Annotated in this window: 14 protein-coding genes and 1 tRNA gene; 6 read left to right on the forward strand and 9 right to left on the reverse strand. The window is 41.0% G+C overall.

The genetic code is table 11. From position 1 onward, the window contains the following. Nucleotides 1-8 precede the first annotated feature (8 nt). From BQ7997_RS08710 to BQ7997_RS08720, 3 genes are all read right to left on the reverse strand, one after another. Nucleotides 9-389: an ISAon1 family transposase N-terminal region protein gene (locus tag BQ7997_RS08710; RefSeq protein ID WP_022136870.1), complete on the reverse strand. Its 381-nt coding sequence runs from the start codon at nucleotides 387-389 to the stop codon at nucleotides 9-11. A gap of 171 nt (nucleotides 390-560) precedes the next feature. Next, complete coding sequence (locus BQ7997_RS08715; RefSeq protein ID WP_073344447.1) at nucleotides 561-2,222, reverse strand: IS1182-like element ISBf3 family transposase; 1,662 nt, start codon at nucleotides 2,220-2,222, stop codon at nucleotides 561-563. Nucleotides 2,223-2,346: 124 nt separating this feature from the next. Beyond that, a tRNA-Arg gene (locus tag BQ7997_RS08720) sits at nucleotides 2,347-2,420 on the reverse strand. Between the two features lie 286 nt (nucleotides 2,421-2,706). Here BQ7997_RS08720 and BQ7997_RS08725 point away from each other — a divergent pair. From BQ7997_RS08725 to BQ7997_RS08750, 6 genes are all read left to right on the forward strand, one after another. Continuing rightward, nucleotides 2,707-3,441 carry a tetratricopeptide repeat protein gene (locus tag BQ7997_RS08725; RefSeq protein WP_073345511.1) on the forward strand — a complete coding sequence of 245 codons (735 nt, stop codon included), beginning with the start codon at nucleotides 2,707-2,709 and terminating at the stop codon, nucleotides 3,439-3,441. A gap of 125 nt (nucleotides 3,442-3,566) precedes the next feature. Then, entirely contained in the window at nucleotides 3,567-4,574 is a 1,008-nt protein-coding gene (locus BQ7997_RS08730; RefSeq protein WP_073345512.1) for an aminodeoxychorismate synthase component I, read from the forward strand. Then, entirely contained in the window at nucleotides 4,558-5,154 is a 597-nt protein-coding gene (locus BQ7997_RS08735; RefSeq protein WP_073345515.1) for an aminotransferase class IV family protein, read from the forward strand. The genes BQ7997_RS08730 and BQ7997_RS08735 overlap by 17 nt, the downstream gene beginning before the upstream one ends. Nucleotides 5,155-5,432: 278 nt before the next feature. Next, entirely contained in the window at nucleotides 5,433-6,107 is a 675-nt protein-coding gene (locus BQ7997_RS08740) for a DUF2461 domain-containing protein (protein ID WP_083589200.1), read from the forward strand. Nucleotides 6,108-6,140: 33 nt separating this feature from the next. Continuing rightward, entirely contained in the window at nucleotides 6,141-6,587 is a 447-nt protein-coding gene (locus BQ7997_RS08745) for a NanQ anomerase/TabA/YiaL family protein (RefSeq protein ID WP_073345517.1), read from the forward strand. An 18-nt stretch (nucleotides 6,588-6,605) separates the two neighbouring features. Then, on the forward strand, nucleotides 6,606-8,618 hold the full coding sequence (locus BQ7997_RS08750; RefSeq protein WP_073345520.1) for an alpha amylase C-terminal domain-containing protein: 2,013 nt from the start codon (nucleotides 6,606-6,608) through the stop codon (nucleotides 8,616-8,618). A gap of 72 nt (nucleotides 8,619-8,690) precedes the next feature. Here the strand turns inward: BQ7997_RS08750 and BQ7997_RS08755 are convergent, their stop codons facing one another. The 6 genes from BQ7997_RS08755 to BQ7997_RS08780 form a co-directional block, all read right to left on the reverse strand. Then, nucleotides 8,691-9,797, reverse strand: a complete 1,107-nt coding sequence (locus tag BQ7997_RS08755; RefSeq protein ID WP_210436300.1) for a helix-turn-helix transcriptional regulator — start codon at nucleotides 9,795-9,797, stop codon at nucleotides 8,691-8,693. Between the two features lie 124 nt (nucleotides 9,798-9,921). After that, entirely contained in the window at nucleotides 9,922-11,985 is a 2,064-nt protein-coding gene (gene lacZ4, locus BQ7997_RS08760) for a beta-glucuronidase LacZ4 (protein WP_073345524.1), read from the reverse strand. 1 nt (nucleotide 11,986) lies between these two features. Then, nucleotides 11,987-13,426, reverse strand: a complete 1,440-nt coding sequence (locus BQ7997_RS08765; RefSeq protein ID WP_073345527.1) for a sulfatase — start codon at nucleotides 13,424-13,426, stop codon at nucleotides 11,987-11,989. A gap of 211 nt (nucleotides 13,427-13,637) precedes the next feature. Further along, complete coding sequence (locus tag BQ7997_RS08770) at nucleotides 13,638-15,092, reverse strand: AbgT family transporter (protein ID WP_073345529.1); 1,455 nt, start codon at nucleotides 15,090-15,092, stop codon at nucleotides 13,638-13,640. Between the two features lie 36 nt (nucleotides 15,093-15,128). Continuing rightward, entirely contained in the window at nucleotides 15,129-15,857 is a 729-nt protein-coding gene (locus BQ7997_RS08775; protein WP_022139325.1) for a DUF5932 domain-containing protein, read from the reverse strand. 34 nt (nucleotides 15,858-15,891) lie between these two features. After that, a complete protein-coding gene (locus BQ7997_RS08780) occupies nucleotides 15,892-20,205 on the reverse strand; it encodes a sensor histidine kinase (protein WP_083589201.1) in 4,314 nt (1,437 codons plus the stop codon). Nucleotides 20,206-20,207 lie beyond the last annotated feature (2 nt).

A 20,207-nucleotide genomic window follows, 5' to 3' on the forward strand; every position in this document is an offset into this window, starting at 1 on the left:
TTTGGCAGCTAACGGCATGATTGTCTAAGTAATTCTTTTAAAAATGCTCCGAACTCTGCTGTAATGCGAGTGCCGGAGGCTACCAAAGTCCAGTCACGACTATAGGTCTGTCCTGTTGTAGGCTCTTCCCAACGACGACGTTTGATACGCAAATAAACTGCTTTTCCACGGATAGGGAAATCTTGTACTTCAATCTCGGGAAAGAAGCCTTTGGAATGAAGATGAAGGTCGGAATATTCATCAGGGATAACAGCTTTCTCTTCCAAATAAAGGATAAAACAGGTATCTTGAGAGATACTGTCAACAAGCGTAAAATAATCAAGTAAGCCCGAAGGTAAGAACAAACTTAGGGCATCAATTAAAGCTATGGATTGAGAAGGAGTTTTCATGATGCAAAAGTAGATATTTTAACCAAATCCCCCAAATTTTCAGACTGAGCCTTTTTACGTTGACCCAGTATCAGACTAAAAGAACACTTACATCATAAATACAAGGAGGTTGTGTCAAAACGTTGGCACAACCTCTTTTATATTTTACAGTTCTGCTATATTTTCTTTTGGCTATGCTGCTTTTTCCTCATGCATTTGGCAACAAGTTGCTATATTCCAATTATATCGGGTTATAAATAGTCCCATAAACATATATTTGGCAACTGTAATGAGCCCCTTTCCTTCTTTTATCAGTTTAGCACACATTTTTTTGATATTAAAGGCTATAGCAAAGAAAGCAAAGTCCATTGTAACCTTGTCTTCTCCCACATGCCGGAATCTTCTGTATGCCATGTTGTATTTCATTTGTCCAAACACAGCCTCTGGTTCTATACACCTCCTGCCTCTATGCTTGATACCTTCTTCTGAGAGCAACCTTTCCCGTGCCTGCCGTTTGTATTGATTTAATCGGTGGTTGACTTCTATAATACGGTTCCCCCGAGCTTTAAAACAACTGCCACGCAAAGGGCAACCTTCGCATCTTTTTGCTTTATACCGGGCACTTTCGATGATGTATCCGCTCGCTGTCTTGTCACGTTTGGTTCCTATACGGTTCATGTGCTGTCCCATAGGACAAACGTAATAATCCTCTTGGGCATTGTAATGGAGACTTTCGGCATGGAACGGGTTGGGAGTATAACGAGGACGCTGTTCTTTATGGAAGTAATTGTACTTGATGAAGGCTTCTATCCCATTCTCCTGCATGAACCGGTAATTTTCTTCCGAACCGTAACCGGAGTCTGCCACACAGATATTCGGTAAACGGTTATAGCGGTACTGGAAAGAGTGGAAAAAAGGTATGAGGGTCAGTGTATCGGTAGGGTTGGGAAACAGACGGAAGTCTGTGATGAATTGGTTTTCAGTACCTATTTGCAGATTATATCCGGGTTTGGTCTGCCCGTTCTTCATGGCATCTTCTTTCATGCGCATGAATGTGGCACCAGGATCGGTTTTGGAATAGGAGTTACGTTCTCCAAGGGTATCAAGGTGATTGTTGTATTCTATCAGCTTGTCACGATACCCTTCAAGTTCCATGACCTGCTTCTTCTTTTTGCGCAGGGCTTTCTTTTCTTCCTTATCCTTTGTTGCAGGCTGGCGTTCCAGGGCTTCTTTAAGTTCATCCACTATGTCAGAGAGCCTGCAGGGAGTAAACTCCACGGATGTGTCTTTTATAGAGTTCTCCTGTGCAATGGCTTGATCCACCTGCTCCAAGAGAATACGGATTTTATCCATTAGTATCGTACGGTTCCGTTCGACTGTCTTGCGCCAGACAAAAGTATATTTGTTGGCTTTGGATTCAATCTTGGTGCCGTCGATATACTCTACATCAAGGCTGATGAAACCTTTATCGGCAAGGACAAGAACCAACTGGGTAAATACATTATTTATTTCCTCCTTTACACGGTTACGAAAACGGTTGATCGTGATAAAATCCGGATGCTCATTACCGGCAAGCCAAATATAATGAATGTCACGAAGGAGGTGCTTCTCTATTTTACGGCAAGAATAGATATTATTCATGTAGGCGTAGATTATCACCTTAAGCATCATTTTAGGATGATAAGGACAACGGCCCGTTTCCTTATAAAGCTTCTTGAAACTCTCAAGATTGAGATTGTCAATAACAGCATTCACGATGCGGACTGGGTCGGTCGCAGCTATGTTTTCATCAATTCTTTGTGGAAAAAGAACGGTTTGGTTGGGAATGTAAGGACGAAAATGTAACTTTGCCATAACGAAAAACTTTATACCTAAAGATACGAAAACTTTGGGTAATAACAAAGCCCGGGCTTGAGAAAGTCTGGGCTTTGCGCATAAAAAAAGGCTGTGTCAGCGTTTTGACACAACCTCCTTTAAGTGATTCCGAAGCGATTCGAACGCTTGACCCACGCCTTAGAAGGGCGTTGCTCTATCCAGCTGAGCTACGGAACCATCCTTATTTGCGGATGCAAAGGTAGTGCTTTTTATGAAAACTCAAAAACTTTCCGACACTTTTTTATTCATATTTTTCTTTATGGCTATGAATCAGTAATTTATATAGGTATAATATTTTGTCTATTTCTCTGTTGTAGTATGGATGAGTAGTGAATCATTCTTTTTACGAAGAATAACGAACGTTATATAGGTTTCAAAAAGCTCAAAAAACTTAAATAGGGTTGTGTTTTTGTATTATAAGGTTTACTTTTGGGCGATAAACAACTAAAAAACACATAAAGTTATGAAGAAATTTATTTTTTTATTTGCATTTTGTTTCACAGTAACCAACATTTTTGCTCAAACCGACCCTAACCAAATTAAGAAAGAAGGAAATGATGCATTCAATGCAAAAAATTATCCTGTGGCATACGCCAAATTCAGTGAATATTTAAAGCAGACTAATAATCAAGATTCTGCGACAGCTTATTATTGTGGTATAGCTGCTGATGAAGTAAAGAAATATGCAGAAGCTGTTACTTTCTTTGATATTGCAATCCAAAAGAAATTCAACACAGGAAATGCGTATGCCCGTAAAGCTTTGGCTTTAGATGCTTTAAAGAAGACTGATGAATATGTAGCTACATTGGAAGAAGGCTTGAAAGTAGACCCGAATAATAAGACAATGGTAAAGAATTATGGTCTTCATTATTTGAAAGCAGGACTTGCAGCTCAGAAAGCCGGTAAAGCTGAGGAAGCAGAAGATTGTTTTAAGAAAGTAATTCCTTTGAATCACAAGACTTATAAGACAAATGCTCTGTATAGCTTGGGAGTTCTTTGCTATAATGACGGTGCTAATATTTTGAAGAAAGCCGCTCCTTTGGCAAATTCAGATGCTGACAAATATGCTGCAGAAAAAGAAAAAGCTGATGCAAGGTTCAAAGAAGCAGTAGATTATCTGGAAGAAGCTGCCAAAATATCACCGGAAAACGAGAACGTGAAAAAGATGCTTCCGCAGGTGAAAGCTGCCATGAAGTAATTTAGATTATTATAAAGAATATAAAGGGTTGCCAATAAATACATTTGGCAACCCTTTTTTATTGTTTTTTTTCTAATCTATACTTTTTGTGTACTTTTGCCTTCCCTAAACACTGAAGGATTCTTATGCATTTACATACTAAGGAACAAGCTGTCAAACGGATGAATAATTGGGGCCTATTACGTCGCCCTTTTATCTTTATAATTAATTATCTACAAGGTGCTTCTTATGTAGAAGAAATTTCGTCCATAGATCCCACTGAATTATTATATAATCTGAACGGATTTACTAATCAATCAACATCGGATAAAAGTAATGGGAATTCTTGTCTAAATAATAAGAAAGAACATATTCATTGGCAATCATTTCCTGAATCTTTTGATATCTATCGGCATTCGTTCAATATTGTTCAACGGAATATTTTCGCAGGAAACAGCTTTCTTACTAATCTGACTTGCCGAACTCCAATAGAAACCAATCTCACTCTGCAAGATATTTATTTCCGTTCAAAAGCTATCTACAAGTTGTGGCTTAGAGATTCATTTACGGTATTTTCTCCTGAAATATTCGTTCGTATCCATCAAGGGAAAATCAGTTCATATCCGATGAAGGGGACTATTGATGCTTCAATTCCTGATGCATCCCGGTTATTGATGGATGACCCGAAAGAAGCCGCAGAACATGCCACCATTGTAGACTTGATACGTAATGATTTAAGTATGGTTGCCAATCAAGTATCGGTGTCCCGTTACCGGTATATTGATACGCTGCATACTAATCAAGGTGCAATTCTTCAGACAAGTTCGGAAATTCAGGGTGTTTTGCCGGAGGATTATCAGGAACACTTGGGAGAAATCATTTTTAAACTGTTGCCGGCAGGTTCTATAACAGGTGCTCCAAAGAAAAAAACGATGCAGATCATTCAAGAAGCAGAAAACTATGAAAGAGGATTTTATACAGGTATCATGGGATATTTTGACGGTGAAAATTTGGATAGTGCTGTTATGATACGTTTTGTAGAACAGGAAGGAGAGAAGATGTATTTTAAAAGTGGTGGTGGAATCACTTGTCAGAGTGATGTGGAAAGTGAGTATAATGAAATGAAACAAAAAGTATATGTGCCTATTTATTGAAACCATCCGGATAGAAGATGGAAAGATTTACAATCTTGACTATCATACAGAACGGTTTAATCGAACTCGTGCTGCCTTTTGGAAAGACAGTACCCCACTCATTTTGCAGGAATTTATATCTCCGCAATCATTGCAGGGAATTCATAAATGCCGGATTGTATATGGCAGAGAAATAGAAGAAATTACATATGCACCATATCAGATGCGGGAAGTTTCTTCGTTACGTCTGGTTGTAGCCGATACTATTGATTATACTTATAAAAGTACGAACCGGGAAGAATTGAATATTTTGTATGCCCAAAGAAAAACAGCGGATGATGTCTTAATCGTGAGAAACGGCTATTTGACAGATACTTCCATAGCCAATGTAGCACTCTATGACGGAAAAATGTGGTATACACCCTCTCATCCGTTGCTTCGGGGAACAAAACGTGCCGAGCTTTTGGACAGGCAACTGATTGTAGAAAGAGACATTACACAAGCATATTTAGGCGAGTACTCTAAAGTCATGTTATTCAATGCAATGATTGATTGGGGACGTATCATACTACCCATTGATGATAAACATTTTATTCTATAAACTATAATTAACTGAAATATACAGAGAACTGCTGAACAAAAGCCTCTTTTGTACTGTTATATTTATGTGTTTTTCATAGTATTAGATATAAGATTAATTAAAGAGATTGTACTCCACTTGTGAAAGCTAAAGTACGTCAGAGACAGAAGAGTCTGTTTTTTTTGATAAATGTGTTAGAGCATCGGTTTACCAGGCCGATGCTTTTTTTTATGTCCTTTTGCCCCCTTTTGTAGTTTATATGAAATAAAATTTGTACGTTTGTGGGATAATAATAGAAAATGATAAAGATGAACATACCCGTTATCTTTCAGTTTTTAAAAGATCTTTCCGCGAACAATAATCGTGAGTGGTTTAATGAGCATAAGGCAGAATATGAGATAGCCCGTGCCGAGTTTGACAATTTTTTGGCAACAGTGATTGCCCGTATTTCCCTGTTTGATGAAACAATTCGGGGAATTCAACCCAAAGACTGTACCTATCGCATTTACCGGGATACCCGTTTCTCTACGGATAAAACACCTTATAAGATACATTTCGGTGGTTATATCAATGCAAAGGGCAAGAAATCTGATCATTGTGGATACTATGTGCATCTGCAACCCGATGGCTCTATGCTTGCCGGCGGAAGCCTGTGCCTGCCTTCCAATATTCTGAAAGCCGTTCGGCAGTCTATTTATGATAATATCGAAGAGTTTGTCACTATCGTGGAAGACCCGGAATTTAAGCAATACTTTCCGGTGATAGGAGAGGACTTCCTGAAAACAGCTCCTAAAGGCTTCCCGAAAGATTTCAAGTACATTGATTATTTGAAATGCAAGGAATACGTTTGTTCCTATAATGTTCCCGATAACTTCTTTACCCAACCGGATGTGTTGGAACAGATAGATAAGGTATTCCGTCAATTCAAGCGGTTTGCCGATTTTATAAATTACACGATTGATGATTTTGAATAATACCTAAAATATAAACTTTAAAATTGAACTTATATGGTAGTAGATACTTTAGAAAATCTGGAGAAATATGCGTCTTTAAATCCTTTATTTGCACAGGCTATTGAGTTTCTGAAATCTCATGACCTTCAAGCCATGGAAATCGGTAAGACAGAATTGAAAGGAAAAGATCTGCTGGTGAATATCGCACAAACTAAGCCAAAGACCAGGGAAGAGGCCAAACTGGAAACACATAAGGAATTTATAGATATTCAGATTCCATTGTCAGGAACAGAAATTATGGGTTATACTGCTGCTAAGGACTGTGTTTCTGCAAATGCTCCTTATAATGCAGAAAAGGACATTACTTTCTTTGAAGGATTAGCTGAAACATACGTTGCCGTGAAACCGGGAATGTTTGCTATCTTCTTTCCACAGGACGGACACGCTCCCGGCATTACTCCGGACGGTGTGAAGAAAGTAATCGTAAAAGTAAAAGCATAATCTAAATTCAATTCTGATATGGAAAAGACACTTAATCTTATCAAAAATGATCCTTGGCTGGAACCTTTTGCCGATGCTATCGCAGGTCGTCATCAGTTTGTGTTGGACAAGGAAGCCGAACTGACCAATAAGGGAAAACAAACTCTTTCAGACTTTGCGTCGGGTTATCTTTATTTCGGACTGCACCGCACTGATAAAGGATGGACCTTTCGTGAATGGGCGCCGAACGCTACACATATATATATGGTAGGTACGTTTAACAACTGGGAAGAAAAAGCTGCCTACAAGTTGAAAAAACTAAAGAATGGGATTTGGGAGATCAACCTGCCGGCAGATGCCATTCATCATGGAGACTTGTATAAGCTGAATATATATTGGGATGGTGGTCAAGGTGAGCGTATCCCTGCCTGGGCTACACGCGTCGTTCAGGATGAACAGACCAAGATATTCAGTGCACAAGTATGGGCACCGGAAAAACCCTATAAATTCAAGAAGAAAACATTTAAGCCTACCACCAATCCTTTGCTGATATACGAGTGTCATATCGGAATGGCACAGCAAGAGGAAAAGGTCGGAACTTATAACGAATTCCGCGAAAAAACACTTCCACGCATCGCTAAGGAAGGATACAACTGTATTCAGATTATGGCAATCCAGGAACATCCCTATTATGGAAGTTTCGGGTATCATGTATCCAGTTTCTTCGCCGCTTCTTCCCGTTTCGGAACTCCCGACGAATTGAAAGCATTGATTGATGCTGCCCATGAGATGGGAATTGCTGTGATTATGGACATCGTTCATTCACATGCCGTAAAGAACGAAGTGGAAGGATTAGGAAATTTTGCCGGTGATCCGAACCAGTACTTTTATCCGGGCGGTCGCCGCGAACATCCGGCTTGGGATTCTCTTTGCTTTGACTATGGCAAGAATGAAGTGATTCATTTCCTGCTGTCCAACTGCAAATATTGGTTGGAAGAATATAAGTTCGACGGATTCCGTTTTGATGGAGTAACGTCCATGCTATATTATAGTCATGGATTGGGTGAAGCTTTCTGTAATTATGGAGATTATTTCAACGGTCATCAGGATGATAATGCAATTGCTTACCTGACATTGGCTAATGAAGTGATTCATCAGGTCAATCCGAAAGCAATCACAATTGCAGAAGAAGTTTCCGGTATGCCGGGACTGGCTGCGAAGGTAGAAGATGGTGGTTATGGATTCGATTATCGTATGGCCATGAATATTCCTGATTACTGGATCAAGACAATCAAAGAAAAGATTGATGAAGACTGGAAACCTTCCAGTATGTTCTGGGAAGTAACCAATCGCCGTCAGGATGAAAAGACCATATCTTATGCGGAAAGTCACGACCAGGCATTGGTGGGAGATAAGACAATCATCTTCCGTCTGATTGACGCTGATATGTATTGGCATATGCAAAAAGGAGATGAAAATTATGTAGTCAATCGGGGTATTGCCTTGCATAAGATGATTCGTTTATTGACCTCTTCTACCATTAACGGTGGTTATCTGAATTTTATGGGCAATGAATTCGGTCATCCTGAATGGATTGACTTCCCACGTGAGGGTAACGGATGGTCTTGCAAATATGCCCGTCGCCAATGGGATTTGGTAGACAATAAGAACCTGACTTATCACTATATGGGTGACTTTGACGCAGAAATGCTGAAAGTAATCAAGAGTGTAAAAGACTTCCAGGCAACGCCGGTTCAGGAAATCTGGCATAATGACGGCGACCAGGTATTGGCTTATGGACGTAAGGATTTGATATTTGTCTTTAATTTCAACCCGAAACAGTCATTCGCTGATTATGGATTCCTGGTAGCTCCGGGCGCTTATGAAGTAATACTGAATACGGATAATGTAGCATTCGGCGGAAACGGTTTGGCAGATGATTCTGTCGTTCATTTTACAATAGCCGATCCACTGTATAAGAAGGAAAAGAAAGAGTGGTTGAAGCTTTATATTCCTGCACGCACTGCGGTAGTGCTTAGAAAGAAAAAGTGATTTTTTGTTTTAACATAAAGAGCCCTCGCAAATATCCAATGATTTGCGAGGGCTTCTTTTTTTAGATTGCTTTTATACTTCAAAAGACTCTTCTTCAAATGTAATTTCTTCTCCTGAATATTCTTTAAATAACTGTACTATAGAATCTTGTATATGAGTGTGACTGTGTCCAACCATAATAATATATTCTTTTTGTTCATTTTCCTTCGTAAAATCAGCAAACGCTTTATCTCTCATTAGATCATTACACAGATCACCAACTATATCGTCACGATCCTTATTATCTATTATGAAGGCACCTAATTTTGTTATATAATCCTTCTTTTTACTGTTTTCCTTTATAACCTTCATTGCATATCGAAACGCTTGAACAAAATGTTCTACATCATAATCATACTTTTCACTAATATGGTCGTACCAATATGATAAACTTTTATCCTCACCATATCCATATGGATTTAGATCATAGTTATAAAGTGGATAATGCTTCTTATAGTTTACTATATCTCCACACTCGTTTACCGCCCACTCTCCAAATACACAGACATCCCGGTTCTCGCCATCATAGTAAGCAAATATTGCCTTTGCCTCTTCCTGCCGTCTCATATTCTCCAAATAAACATACTCTTCATTGGTAACAATATCTACTTCAGAATCCAATGCTTTAGCTATTTTAGATAAAATATCAAAACTAGCGTTATAGCGTCCATTTTCAATTTTAACTACATTAGTACGGTCAATTCCTGAAACATCTGCCAATTCATGTTGTTTCAGTCCTTTCATAACACGAAGCTCTTCAATTCGATTTCCAAATCTCACACGATTACTATGAATTTTCAATTTTCTTAATTCATCAAAAATCCGCAATTCGCAATCACAATCAGAAACATCAGTACTTTGCATTATTTCTTCGAGAGTATCTTCTATAAAATCGCCATCAACAGTGCGTATTTCTACGCCATCTTCACTTTTCAATAATAAAAAAGCACCATCTGTACAAATATATTCAGGGTGCTTATTATATCCATTCAGATCTATCCATTTATATTTCTGAATAATATTGCTAATATTCATAGGATACTCCTTACTTTCATTTATGTAATCACACAGATCTTCAATACTTTTAATACTATTACTTGTCATGTATAAATTTGCAGAATTTATAAGTGTTGCCCCCACTTTTAATAGATTATTTTTTTAACACGACAAAGGTATATCTTTATTTCAATAAATGTGGTAAATTTGCCACATTTATTGAAAATTTTATTCTCAATGATTACTGCATTAGAATTCCGTTCAGATTTTATTGACTAATCATACCTAACTGACAACGGAAGCTATCACTCAAAGGCTGTTTCTTATTGGTAGAAACCACTTTGATTTCATTCTCTCCCGGTTGTAATTCCACATTCTTCCATTCTAAAATAGCGTACTGGTCTGCTGTCGCTTTACCACAACTTTTGCCATTTACAAACAATTCAGCTTCAGGCTGATTGGTGAAGGCGGTAATCGTTTGCAAACGTTGAGAACGTATAATGTTACGTTTACCTGTTAGATGGAGCATTGGTTCTTCCTTATTCCAGTTGGCTTTGTAGAAATAGAAAGCGTCTTTACGGGCTTTACGGTCAAAAGTAACCAGGCCTTTGTCGTTAATACCAGGGCGGTCTCCCTCTGTACGGTGTGCAGCACCAAAATCAAACATATTCCAAACGAAGCTTCCCCATACATATGGGTGGGAAGAAATTTCTTTCCAGTTTTCAATATGATAATATGTTTGCCAGTTTTCCGGGTGCCACCAACTAGTAGGTACAGTTTTCGTTAATGAATCCTGTTGATGATAGATGTTGGCACCGGCACCATATTCGCTGATAGCAATACAGATATCGGGGTGTTTTTTATGCATGCTGTCAAGCCATTTACCCAAATCAGCGGGAGTACCACCGTACCATCCGTCATAACGATTCCAGGCAATAGCATCCGTAATGAAGTTTAAATCTCCCATTTGGTTACTTGCAGAGGTGGTAGGCCGTGTCGTATCTTCCTGATGAGCCAGTACATTCAGTTCTTTAATATATTCTACTGGGTTATCTCCAAGCTCTGTCAACTCATTAAACAGCCCCCATACACAGATAGAAGGATGATTATAGTGTTGACGGATCAGTTCTTTAAGTTGTTCTTTTCCATTAGCACGGAAAGCAGGCAGGTCTACAAAACCCTTGTCATTGTATCCGCCGGGGCCGACGAAAGGAATTTCAGCCCACACAATAATACCATTCTTATCCATCAAGTCATAAAAATAAGTAGCTTGGGGATAATGTGCCAAACGAACGGCATTCACTCCCATTTCCAACATCAATGCGGCATCCTCGTCATGATGTTGGGTCCGTAAAGCATTTCCAACCTCACTCCTATCCTGGTGACGACATACTCCCTGAAGAGGTAAATGTTTTCCATTCAGGAAAAAACCTTTATCAGGATCAATCCGATAAAAGCGAAGCCCTAAAGGTTGCGTAATACAATCTACAATTTTACCATTCCGGGAAAGGGAAATTTCCGCTTGATAAAGAAACGGGTCTTGACGCCCATTCCACAAATGGGGTTGACTAATTTCAAATACAAGTTCCTGCTGCACAGTCGAAGCACCGGAAAGAGTTACCTTTTTCATTCCTTCTTTCACAACCTTTTTTCCATCCAGAAGACGGATATTAAGTTCTACTTCCTGATTAGCAGTATTTCCGTTTGATAAATCAACAAGTGCACGTACTTTCGCATATTTATGGCTCACACTATCCTGTATGAGACGTACTCCCGGAGAAGCATAATCCAAAGGAGAAATACACGTTTCATCAGTTATCATCAAATGCACATCCCGATAGATTCCGCCATAAAAGTTAAAATCACCCACCAAAGGCATGATATCCAGTTGTTCTCCATTGTTCACCCGCACTAATATAGAGTTCTCTTTCCCATACTCAACCTTTCCGGTAATTTCAAAAACAAAGGCTCCATACCCTCCGCGATGCTCACCGATATGACGACGATTTATAAAAACATCAGCAATACTGTTCACTCCCTCAAAACGGAGAAAAAGACGCTTACCTTTCCATTCGGGACAAATAAACAGTTTCTTTTCATAATTGCCAATACCTCGTTTATAGTCTATTTTACCGGATAAAGCATCCTGCGCATTCCAGGTATGGGGTAAGTCAACCCTTACTTCCGTTCCCTTCTGCACCTGATGTGAGAACCGGAACTTCCAATTATCATTTAATAAAATGTCCTGTCGCTGCGCAAATGTAGACAGACTATAAATCACAAATAAAACAACCGCCAACAAACGGCTGGAATGTAAAAAACATGTTCTCATACTATTTCTTTAATGATGTTTTCTTTACTTTGATAAAAGAAGATAATGATTCAACTTTTTCTTTATATTTTTTCTCATTTACCCGATTCTTATTTTCCTTTTTATCAATCCGGTGGTCAAACAGCATGCCTGCTTTCTTCACGTCACCTTTCATCCATTCAGCATAGCTATAACGCCGATCAACAGCATTATCTCCCCCCTCCCATTGAATATAAACTTCCTCTTTAGTCTTAGCCTTCAAATTCTTGAAAACTCCGGCAAAGCTTTGTCCACTCAATTGCTCATTAGGCACAGGAAGTTTACAAAGTTCGCATAAAGTAGGATATAAATCAACAAACTCCACCATAGATTTGGTTTCTCCCTTTTTCATTCCCGGTACACGGATAATTAACGGTACATGAGTAGAAGTGTCCATCAGATTATGCTTTCCTATAAAATCATGTTCGCCCAAATTCCACCCATGATCTCCCAGCAGAACAACAATCGTATTCTCCGATAACCCCAATTCGTCCAACGCATCCAATACCTTTCCTATTTGCACATCCACATAGCTCAAACAAGCATAATATCCATGCTTTACTTCCCTCTGAAAATCAATATCACTCGTATCCGTAACCCGTGCATAAGCGTAAATCTCTGACGAATTACGAACTTGTTCCGGCAATCCTTCAGGTCTGAAACGATTGGTAGCCATGGGAATTTCGTCACGTTTGTATAAATCCCAATACTTCTTCGGAGCATTAAACGGTAAATGGGGTTTCCAAAAGCCGCAAGCCAGGAAGAAAGGTTTACCTATCTCTTTCATTCTCTTTAAATCACTAATAGCCCGGTTCGCCAGTTTACCATCATCATAGGCAGTATCAGGCACATCGGCAGACTCACAGAAAGGTCCCCGCATTGTTTTCGGATTAATCGTCTTCCCCGATTCCGAATTCATCCAAAGTTCCCATTTGTTATATTCTGCCCAGTAGACATCATATCCATCCGGATGATTCCTATAGGGCGGTTCACTCCATGAATCAGCATGGTCACTCATATGATGAAACACTTTTCCATCCGAAACTGTATGATAGCCATTCTGTGTAAACCATCCTGAAATAGGTATTGCCCCGGGACAATCTTTGCTGGCATAAGCAGAAAAACTGATAAAACGGTTCGGATACCGGGGATATACACCTGTCAATAAACTGGCACGAGACGCTCCGCTCACCGGTATATTGCAATAAGCATTCTGAAACAGGACACCGCTTGCAGCCAAACGATCCATATTAGGTGTCTTCACTTCCTTTACTCCATAACAGCCTAACTCGGGGCGCATATCGTCCGCCATTATGAAAAGAACATTCATTCGGGATACATCCTGTTGTGCCCGCATCATAGAAGAGAAACAACAAGCCGTTCCGCAAAGAAGAGTGTATTTTACAGAGAATCTATTCTTCATTTTACACGTTAAATTTTAAAGACCTGCAATATACTAAAATATTACAGGTCTTGTATATATTATTCACTCAAAATTACTTAGTCCACACCGGATTTTGTTCCAAATTCGTATTCAGAGCCAATTGCTTCAATGGCAACGGATAGAGATAATAATTAATTCAGAAAAACAAAACTCCGGTTGATGAAACAGAAGTCCTGCTATCCATCTATCATTACAAGCCTACCGGTATTTTCAGCAAATACCAAACGATAAACAGCAATGTCCAGGCAAATAAGATAGCCAATGAATATCTCCAGGTATATTTAAGTAATGTACCATAAGTGATCTGCTTATCATACTGACGCATATAAGTCAGCACCAAAGGCATATAAAATAAGAAAGGCGTAATGGCATTTGTCGAACTGTCTCCGATACGGAAAGCACATTGTGCCACGTCGGGAGAAATACCCATCTGCGCAAACATCGGGATAAAGATGAAAGACATGAAAGCCCATTTGGAAGTGGCAGATACCATAATCAAATTGATAAATGCCGTAAACAGGATAAACAAGACCAAAGCCGCCAATGGAGCCGGCTCGAAAGAAGAAACCAGTTCAGCACCCATAATGGCAAGGCACTTGTCCAAATGCGAATATTCGAAACAGGCAAACATTTGAGCAGCAAAGAAAGCAATCACGAAATAAACGCCAAGAAGTTTCATTGGCTGCGTCAGTCCTTCAATCACATCATTATCCGTGCGATAGCGACCGGAACTAAAACCATACGCCATGCCCGTGATACCTGCTCCCAAAGAAAGAAGAAACAAAATACCGGCAATGAACGGTGAATGCATCAAGCCACCATTCACACCGCGCAAAATTCCATAAGAGGAAAAAGTAAGCCATAAAACAAGAACTACATAGACAGCCGCCACCATAATGGAAATCATAATCGCCCGTCTCTCTTTGCGGGACAGGGGACGATAGGCTTCCACCTTTACACTTCCTTCGTATTTACCCAATCTGGGAAGAAGCCATTTTTGAGTCACCCAATAAACAATGGCAGTAATAACTACCGTAGAAGCACTCATAAAGAAGTAATTGCAAAGAGGTTCCGTATTCCCCTGATAGCCTGTTTGAGCCAATGCAGCTTCCTGCGTGGTATGAGCCAGCAACGGATCCATCGTACTCAACACAATATTGGCACTATACCCGCAGGCAACGGAGACATAAGCCGTCACAATCCCCGCAATCGGATGAAGTCCCACCCATTGAAACAGCATGGCGGCAATAGGCAACAAGATAATATATCCACCGTCACCAATAGCATTCGACAGCAATCCGAGAATAATCACCCACAAAATAATTTTCCTCTTCTCCTTCCGGTTCCCCACCCCCATACGGATGCACGCATCAATAAAGCCTGAATGTTGGGCAACCCCCAGTCCGAACATGGCAATAATCACCATGCCCAACGGAGCAAACCCTGTAAAGTTCTTGATAGCGTTCCTCAACCACCAACGGATTCCTTCCGGACTCAACAGGCTTTGCACACGAATATCCTCGCCAGTCTGTGGCAATGTCACTTTCAGTCCATAGATGTCACATATCCATGACAGAAAGACTACTGCCATTGTCAGTAGCATGAACATTGTAGCAGGATGGGGCATACGCCATTTTGTCTTCATCGCTTTTCAGGTTTATTCTTCGTCAGCTTTTTTTAGTTATTCTTCGTCAGGCTCCAAATTATCCAAATCAATAATACGTAATTCCAATGCACGGACAGCCAACCGGGTAGCATTCACTCCCACCCGCTCTCCATTCGGGAAAAGGCGACCGATAAGATCATTCTGTCGTTTCTCCAATGATTTCACGCCGAAAGGCATACCTTTCAGGTTCGCAATCATCTCCTTCGTATATCCCAAAGCCAGATGGCGGAGAAAACGCTCGTCATATTCATCAATATCATAACTGATTACCGCTTCCTGACGTTTCGCATCATTGGCAACAGACCTCTTGAAGCGCTCTACAATCTTTTCCAGAATCGGATAGTTAAATACCAGCTTCTTACCATCCATAACAGCCTGTACATCCGTCTTGGTCAGCAATTCTCCCGTCTTTAGGATAATTCCGTCAGCTCCGGCATTCAGTACATCCACCCACAGCTTTTCATTCAGAATCTCACCTGTGAAAATCAGTACGTGGACATCTTTATAGCGTTTGAATATATTCCGGCAAATATCCACTCCGATAGTAGTAGACCCACCCAATCCCAAATCCAGTAATACCAAATCAGGGAGTTGCGCTTCCATCAACGGCCAGAATTCGCTTTCGGTCATGGCAGTACCGATCACTTCCGCATTCGGTATTTCGTGACGGAATATCTCTTCCGTACCTTTTAACTCCAGTTTTACATCCTCTACGATAATAACTTTAAACTTCTGTTCTTCCATTTCCTTATCTAATAACTTTTATGTGTTTTCTTTTTTATCTGCGCGGAACCGTGAAATAGACCGTAAATCCTCCATCCGCAGCAGGTTCGGCATTAATACGGCATCCCCTGCGTCCCGCAAATTCGTCATGGTCACGGATTATCTGCTTGCACACCAAATATTCCGTACCCCGCAACTCCCCTTTTTCACCGGAAGTCATACGTGCCAAATTCGGGTAGAACAACTGGTTCAGTTCCTCCACACTCTTTTCACGTCTCGTATCCGTAAAGAGGAAACGAATATATCCATCATCCTTACGAACCTGCAAACGAAGCACACCATCTTCACGAACCGTCAATGCTTCGTCAATCAGATTTTCCAACAGAAAGCGCAACTGGTTCACGTCTCCTATTACTCTTGCCTCCATTGGCTCCATCTCAAGTTCTATCCTCTTCGTCCGGTTCTTCATCATCTTCTTGAAATATTTTCCGGCAGCATCAAAAAGCTCCTGCACCGGAATCACCGTCCGCCGAAAAGTAACCTCTTCCAACTGACGGGAAGCACACGAACTCAAGATAGTAAAGATGCCCTTATAATATTCAATCAATTCCGTCATAGTCTCCACCGCTTCGCGCTCTTCCTTTTCCGAAAGACTCAGCGTATTCAGCCGTCCTACAATCTGCTTGATTTTATTCGGATAATAAATCGTTTCATGTTTAATCGTAGACAGGCAGTTGTCAAGCACCATATTCTGTACATGCAACATACTGTCCTCCCAGGAAGCCCGACGCGTTTCTTCGTGCGCCGACTCGATATCCCGGTATTTCGTAGCCAGTTTCACTACCGCATTAAATACCACAATGGCCACATAACGAGCCACCAATTCAAAGAGCAAACGATCCGTTTCCTGCTCCGAACCTTCCCTACGCTCAAGATATAACACACCGACGCATTGATGTTCTCCCCCCGCTTCCACTTTCAACGGAATAGCCAACAGATGTTGTTCCGCAAGATACTCGCCGGAGTCAAAACACTGCTGCACCATTTCCGGCATCTCCTGTCCGGGACGCGAAGCATACTCCAGTCGATGCGTCGTTTCATTATACACTGCGATTCCCATCCGGTCAATCGTCAATAATTCATTCACCGAGCCGAATGCTTCATTCACAATACGCTGTGGTATTTCTTTGAGCGTACTCTCCTCGCGTTGAAGCGCTTCCGCATCCTCCTGCTCCTGTAGTCTGACTATAGATGCCGCAAATACTTTCTGATTTATTTCAAGCACCTGTTCGAGGTTCAGCCGATTCTGTAACAGTTTTCGCATATACAGAAAATAATAACCAACCAAAGAAACAATCAACAAGACAAAGCATAGGATAATCCCCACCGTCTTATTAGTATTCGAACGCTCCAACTGCCTGCAATATGCTTCCAATGTCTGGTCTTCCCCCTGCAACTTATACAAATCCGTAAAAGCCGAATTATTATAACTGTACCCATCCAGTTGCTTCAAAGCCAGGAAAGCGACCGCCGCTTCATTTCTTATATCCAAAATCACATGATAATCCGAATCAAATAATTCATTCCACCAACTGACTTCAGCAGGTATTCCTGTACCTACAAGTTTCATATAACGATGAGGACTTTCCGGACGCGCATACTTTTCATAATGCTCGTTCAACAACGACATGGCAGAGTCCACATACTGCAAGGCAAGCTCGTAATTTTCATCCACATTGGCAAAATATGCAGCATTGGCATAGTCCGACGCAGCATCCAGCAAGTCCTCATAAGCAGAATCAGTAACTACCGCTATCGAATCTCTCTCCTGCGACATAGGCGGAATCGGGTCATGCAAGCAAGACACCATTCCCATAGGAAGCAACAGGCAAAGCAATACGCCAATCACCTTACGCACTCCCAAAGGCAAACGGAAATAAAAACGGCTTCCCTTTCCCAATTCACTCTCCACATCGAAGGTACATACCCGGAAGAGTTCATTCGTTTTCTTATATTTCTCAATGATTCCCTTACAGTTCATCAGTCCGAAACCACTGCCCTTATTTTCTTTCAATTCGTCAGGATTCTCCGCATTCTTGATTCCTATCACCCGTGAATCATATACTTTCTCACCAATAATACGCGCCACATCTTCCTCCGAAATACCGCGTCCGTCATCTTCTACGGAAATCTCCACATACGTATCCGTAGTACGTGCATAGACCTTGACAGTTCCTCCTTCCGGAGTATATTTACGGGCATTCTCCGCTAGCGTATTAATCATAAACAGAGTTAGCGCCCGGTCTGCCTTCACCATAACAGTAGTCGGCTCAATCTCCAACGTCTGTTTTTTCATCTCAAAAGCACGCCGTCCTTTTCCCAACAGTTCAAACAATCCGTCAAGACTGAACGTTTCGATATTCAGGCTCAACGATCCTTGCTTCATCTTGATCCACAGAGCCAGTATATCGTTATACTCATTAATAGTAGTTACCAGTTCATCAATGTATTGATACTTCTCCTTCTTTATCTTTTCATCATCAATATATCCCTTCTCCGTAAGCTTGTGCACCTCATTCAGAATACGGTCGATATAAGGATTAATACCATTCACAATAGCCATACAAGCCTTTTTTATCAGATTCTGACGCTTATTTCCCGCAATATGCTGCTCATAGATATACCGTTGTTTTTCCAACTGCATCCGTTCGTCGCTCAATGCTTCCACCATCTGTTCATTGTCCGCCGCCCAGATAATATAAGGTTCAAGCACATGCACCAAAGCCTTTTCATCACGGTTCAACCGATGTGCGGGGACAAGCGCCGCTTTCCCCTCTTCGGGAATATCCAGTCTCATCCTACCCTTACCAAACAGATTGTCTATTCCTTCCTGAATCAACGGAACATTCATTGGAATAGAAGAAGTAATATCCCGGCAAAGCCCCAAAATCTGTTGCAGACGCTCCACATCAATCTGATTCCTTATCTTGGAACGCCTGTTGAAGAACCACCAAAGAATCACTACCAGCACCAATCCGACAATCACCAAAGAAAGCACAAGTGTCATCTGCCGCGAACCGGCTTCCAATGAAACATAACGACTCTCCAGTTCCTTGTCCTGACGGGTGAAGTTCAGAATATCCAGATAAATATTCCTATTGTAATCAGAGGCATATTTCATTCCCAATCCCGCATACGATACGCTCAATTGTTCCCGGATTCTCGAAATCCATTCGGGTACAGTCTTTACATTCTCCTGCGTAATCCACGGCACTCCCGTATAGGTCGTGTCCCCTTCGGCAAACGTATATAGTTTATCCAGTGTATCCGCCTCATGGTGATAATAGAGTATATGATGGCGATTCACACAATCCAATGCTTTCGTAAGCGTATCCAATGCTTCCGAATATCGCCCGTGCGTATTCAGATATTTGCCGATAGAGACATATGCCCCGGCAATCTGATATAAATCATTATATTCACGGAATTTTTCGAGTGCAAGCTGTGCCAGACGCAAAGGTAAAAGCGAATCTATCGGAAAGCCGAACTGGTCTAACGCATGTCCCCGTCTTGCCTGAAATAAATCGAAGTCATTGGGAGCAATCATCAGGTTGGCAAGCCCTTGCAGGCCATTTCCTTCAAAATAGGGATGATTGCTCTGAACTGCCGTCCGCCAAGTATAATAAAGGTGGTCGAACTCGCGGAGCTTCCTATCTTCCGGTTTACCGGCTTCCACCAAAGAAGCAGAACCTTTGAGATAATGATAATAAAGCAATTGGTTCGTATCCGCCAATGCTTCATCTTCCGGTATCTGATTGAGCGAGGCGACCGCTTCCTGACGTTGCTGAAGATAATAGTAATAAATAGAAGAAACGATGAAAAACTCCGTGAAAGCATAATCCAGCCGGAGTTTCTCGTGGCGGTCGGCAAACAAGTCGCTTTCTTCACGGATACGCTTCATGCGTTTCAGTGCACTGTTCCGGTAATCATAAAACTCCTTGTTCATGGCCGTCCGCTGACAGATTTTCATCAGTCCGATGTCGGCAATCAGTAGTTCGAGTTCGTTCTTGGTCAGTTTGTACACCTCTTTGTGCAAGGCTTCGGCACGGTCGAAATCCATGTTCATGTAAGCCCAGAATCCCAGGTTGTTGGATGCCTCGGCTTTCCCCGATTTATATAAGTTTACCTTACGATAAGCCTGCTCGGCATATCTATAAGAAGAATCGAGATTCCGGTAACGAAAAGCATACGCTTTCCCGTTCAGTGAATCAATCAGACGCACTTCTTTGGTCGGCACCATATCAGTGCACGAGAAAAAAGAGGCGAATAACACTACACCTATTATATATAGAGGAAAGCGTGAACTCATTT

It is taken from the genome of Bacteroides congonensis, assembly GCF_900130125.1.
In the GTDB taxonomy this organism is placed as follows: domain Bacteria; phylum Bacteroidota; class Bacteroidia; order Bacteroidales; family Bacteroidaceae; genus Bacteroides; species Bacteroides congonensis.